This window comes from Xanthomonas sp. LMG 12461, assembly GCF_009192935.1.
Lineage (GTDB): Bacteria > Pseudomonadota > Gammaproteobacteria > Xanthomonadales > Xanthomonadaceae > Xanthomonas_A > Xanthomonas_A sontii.
In genome coordinates this window covers 1-3,797 of sequence record NZ_NQYT01000111.1, presented here as the reverse complement: position 1 = coordinate 3,797, position 3,797 = coordinate 1, and the positions used below count along the sequence as shown (strand labels likewise).

General features: G+C 70.3%; 3 protein-coding genes and 1 pseudogene. 1 reads left to right on the top strand and 3 read right to left on the bottom strand.

The window, feature by feature from the left end; genetic code table 11:
* Positions 1 to 45 precede the first annotated feature (45 nt).
* The 3 genes and pseudogenes from CEK68_RS20605 to CEK68_RS20595 form a co-directional block, all read right to left on the bottom strand.
* Positions 46 to 201, bottom strand: a pseudogene (locus CEK68_RS20605) (AraC family transcriptional regulator); the annotation flags it as partial.
* A 431-nt stretch (positions 202 to 632) separates the two neighbouring features.
* Positions 633 to 1,106: a DUF4410 domain-containing protein gene (locus tag CEK68_RS20600; RefSeq protein WP_152236106.1), complete on the bottom strand. Its 474-nt coding sequence runs from the start codon at positions 1,104 to 1,106 to the stop codon at positions 633 to 635.
* A gap of 84 nt (positions 1,107 to 1,190) precedes the next feature.
* A complete protein-coding gene (locus CEK68_RS20595; RefSeq protein ID WP_152240504.1) occupies positions 1,191 to 1,976 on the bottom strand; it encodes a transporter substrate-binding domain-containing protein in 786 nt (261 codons plus the stop codon).
* Positions 1,977 to 2,246: 270 nt separating this feature from the next.
* Between CEK68_RS20595 and CEK68_RS20590 the strand changes: the two genes are divergently transcribed.
* Complete coding sequence (locus CEK68_RS20590) at positions 2,247 to 3,245, top strand: hypothetical protein (protein WP_226977996.1); 999 nt, start codon at positions 2,247 to 2,249, stop codon at positions 3,243 to 3,245.
* Positions 3,246 to 3,797 lie beyond the last annotated feature (552 nt).

Here is a 3,797-nt window from a genome sequence, read left to right as displayed (position 1 = left end):
CAGCACGTCAGATGCACAAGGCGGCGCGCGCAGTGCCGGTACCGCTCAGCCGGCCAGACCCAGCTGTTCGGCCAGGTCGCTGCGCGGCGACCGCCCGTACAGCCGGCTGTACTCGCGACTGAACTGCGACGGGCTCTGGTAGCCGACGCGGTAGCCGGCCGCGCCCACGTCCATGCGTTCGACCACCATCAGCCGCCGCGCAGCGACCTGGCCGAACAGCTGGGTCTGGCCGGCTGAGCGGTACCGGCACTGCGCGCGCCGCCTTGTGCATCTGACGTGCTGCTTGATCGACCAAGGGCCTCTCTCATCACTCCGAGGCACGTCCCGTAGGGGCGGCGTCAGCCGCGACGCGCGTTACCGGGAAAGCTCCGCCGCGACTGAAGTCGCTGCCACAGGGGCTTGCGGCGAGCCCCCCCGGGTGCACCGTGGGAGGGACTTCAGTCCCGACGCATTGCGCCATCGGAACGCACACCACATCGCGCGTCGCGGCTGCATGACACTTGACTCCTACAGAGCAAGCCGCATCCGGCTTGCGTGTCGCCGGATCGAGCGATTCGAGGTGCTGCAGGCAGCGCGTTGGTGTGCTTCGGCGCCCGTGCAGGACCAGTGCGGTCCTGCACGGGCGGCACGCACTACTGCAGTTGCTTGAGCCGCGCGACGATCTCCTGCGCGTGGCGCTCGATCAGGCCTTCGGAGGTGCCCCAGGCGGTGCTGTTGGTCGATTCCACGTCGAACTGCGCGGCGGTCTTGCCGTTGGCATCGGCGACGGTGACGCGGCTCTTGATCTTGTCGCGCCCGGCCATGATGCCGGCCCAGAAGCGCGCACCGTTGCTGCGCATGTAGTAGTGATCGATGACGATGGTCATCTTGCGCGCATTGGCCTGGCCCTGCGTGCCGTGCAGGTGCGCCGCGTCCAGTTGCGCGTCGAGCTGGCGGCGGAACATGGCCAGGCTCTCGGCATCGGTGTCGTCGTTGCCGGTGAGCTGGTACCAGTAGGTTTCGGCGGTGGTCGCCTTGTAGCTCTGGTGCACCACGCTGTTGGTCGCGCAGCCGGCGGCCAGCAACATCACGCTCACCAGCGCGAGCGTTTTCCATTGCAGTTTCATGCTCTCTCCTTGTTGAATCCCCATGCCGGGGCGAACGCTGCCGGCCGCGGCAGCATAGCGGCTGCGCGCGGGCAGGCGGCAGGCCTAGCGCGTTGTCTCCGGATCGCCCAGCCACGTGGCCACGATCTGCGCATAGGCGCCGCTGGCCTTGCTCAGGTGCAGCCATTGGTCGACGTAGGCCTTCCAGGCCATGTCGTCGCGCGGCAGCAGGAACGCTTTCTCGCTGTACTGCAGCGGCCGCTCCGGCGCCACCGCGCACAGGCCGGGCACCTGGCGCTGCCGGAAGCGCGCCTCGGAGGCGTCGGTGATCATCACGTCGGCGCGGCCCTCGCGCAGGTCGCGGAAGATGGCGGGGTTGTCGTCGGACAGGATCAGTTGCGCATGCGGCAGTTCGCGGCGGGCGAACGCCTCGTTGGTGCCGCCGCGCGGTTCGATCACCCGCACTTCGGGCCGGTCGATCTGGGCGATGGTGCGGTAGCGCGTGCGGTCGGCGCAGCGCACCAGCGGGATCTTGCCGTCGACCTCCAGCACGGCACTGAACCAGGCCTGGCGCTGCCGCGGCAGCGACACCGAGATGCCGCCGACGGCGATGTCGCAGCGGTCGGCGCGCAGGTCCGACAGCAGGGACGGCCAGCGCGTGGGCACCCATTGCAGCTTGACCTCCAGGCTCTCGGCCAGCGATTGCGCCAGGGCGATGTCGATGCCGTCGTAGGTGCCGTCGCGGTGCAGGCGGCTGTAGGGCGCGTAGTCGCCGGTGGTGCACACGCGCAGCACGCCGCGTTGCAGGACGCTGTCCAGGTGCGAGGGGGCGGCGTGTGCGGGCAGCGCCAGCGCGGCGCCGAGCAGGCCGGCGGCCAGGCGTCGGATCATGCGGTTCTCCTGCGGCAGGGTGGGCATCGGTGCCCGTTGGCTGTACGCCGGCTGTCGCGCCGGCGGTGCGCATCACCTTAGCCGTTTTGCGCATGCACCGACGCAATCCCTGACGCGACAAGGCCTTGCGTGCACCGGGCGGGCGCCGGTGACGCCATGTTGCCGCTTGCCGCGCGCGGCGGCACGCGCCGGCAACGGAACTCGCGGCACGCTGTACCGGTCCGTCCCCCACATTCGTCCTCGCCGCCTGCCCATGGATCCTCGACCGTCGTGACCCCCCTTCCTGCGCAAGACCGATGGCTGCAGCTGTGGGCGGCACTGGCGACGGCGATGATTCTGGCCTTGCTGGGACGCCTGCTGTGGGGCACGCCGTCGGCGCCGCCGCGTGCCGTGGCCGAGGACGCGCTGCGCCTGGTGTTCCTGCCGCGGCAGACCGCGCAGCGTGTTCCGGCCCCGTCGCCGGCGTCCGCGCGCGCGCCGGCCGTGGACGCGCGCATGCCGGCCGGGGCACGGCCGCCGCGCCGCGCCGCCGCGCCGCCGTCTTCGCCCTCGCAGACGCCGAGCGCGCCCGCCGCGGCCGCGGCCGCGACCGGCATGGCGGCGACGCTGTACACCGGCGATGGCCATCCGCGCCTGCCGGATGGGGTGGCGGTGGATCCGTTCGCGCAGGCGCAGGGCACGCCGCCGGGGACGCTCAATCCGCGCGACGTGGCCAAGTCCAAGCGCCTGCTCGAGCGACCCAATCCGATCGACTACCGGTCGACCCGTTTCGACAAGGATTGGGCCAGCGACGGCACCCTCGGCGACGTCGCCGTGCAGGGCATCGGCCGGGCGATCAAGCAGCTGCTGCCCAAGAACACCCATCAGTCGGCGGTGGCGCGGCCGCCGCCGGACGTGCGGTTCAATCCGGCGCTGCACGAGCGCGCCAGCGACCTCGGCAGCGAGGCCACCGGCGATGCCTACAAGGCCGCGCCGATCGCCTTCGAAAAGGTGCCCGGGTTGGATGGCGAAGCCAGTCGGCGGATTCGCCAGGCCCTGGCCGACCTGCAGCAACGCCGCGGCGCCTGCCCGGCGGCGCAGCGCGCGCGCCTGCTGGCACCGGTGCAGCAGCACCTGGATGCGCTGCTGCAGGTGGAAACCGCCATGGCCAAGGGCGCGGACCCGATCCGTGCGCAGCAACTGCTGCCACGCGAGGCAGACAGCGCCTACGATCTGGCGCGGCGCGCGCTGTGGTACGCCGATCAGAAGCTGGCGGCGTGTGCGCCGTAGGTGGGCGTGCAGGTCGGAGGACGCATGCAATGGTCGTCGCTGCTTGAATCGCGAAGAGCGGAGGCCGCGAGCGATTCGACCTTGGCAGCAGTCGGGACTGAAGTCCCTCCCACGGTGCGCCCAGACCGTGTGCTGCACGTTCTTGTAGGAACGGCTTCAGGCGCGACGAGCGAAGGCGGCGCGCTATCCGGCCGCTGAAGCAATCGGGACCAAAGACCCGCCCACGATGTTCCAGCCAGCGTGCCGCATGCCCCTGTGGGAGGGACTTCAGTCCCGACGCGTGGAGTCTGGTGCCATCGTGGTGTGCAGGAGCCTGGTCGCGGCTGAAGCCGCTTGTGTCAAATAAGGGTCTATCGTTGTAGGTGAGAGCGGAGTGCGGCAGGCCGTTTAGCCGCAGTGCCAGCAAGCACGAGTAGGAGTCAGCGCCGCCGCACTCCGGTTCTCCTGCCTGACAAGCCCGAACAGTTGCCCGAGTGACGAGCTCGAACTCCACAAGCATGGGCATCGGCAGGCGAGGGCCACGCAACGCGTAAAATGAGACGGACGGCTATG

What these genes read in the sequence shown, in the direction of transcription:
- CEK68_RS20600 (WP_152236106.1), bottom strand. Translation starts at nt 1,106, where the DNA reads ATGAAACTGCAATGGAAAACGCTCGCGCTGGTGAGCGTGATGTTGCTG.
- CEK68_RS20595 (WP_152240504.1), bottom strand. Translation starts at nt 1,976, where the DNA reads ATGATCCGACGCCTGGCCGCCGGCCTGCTCGGCGCCGCGCTGGCGCTG.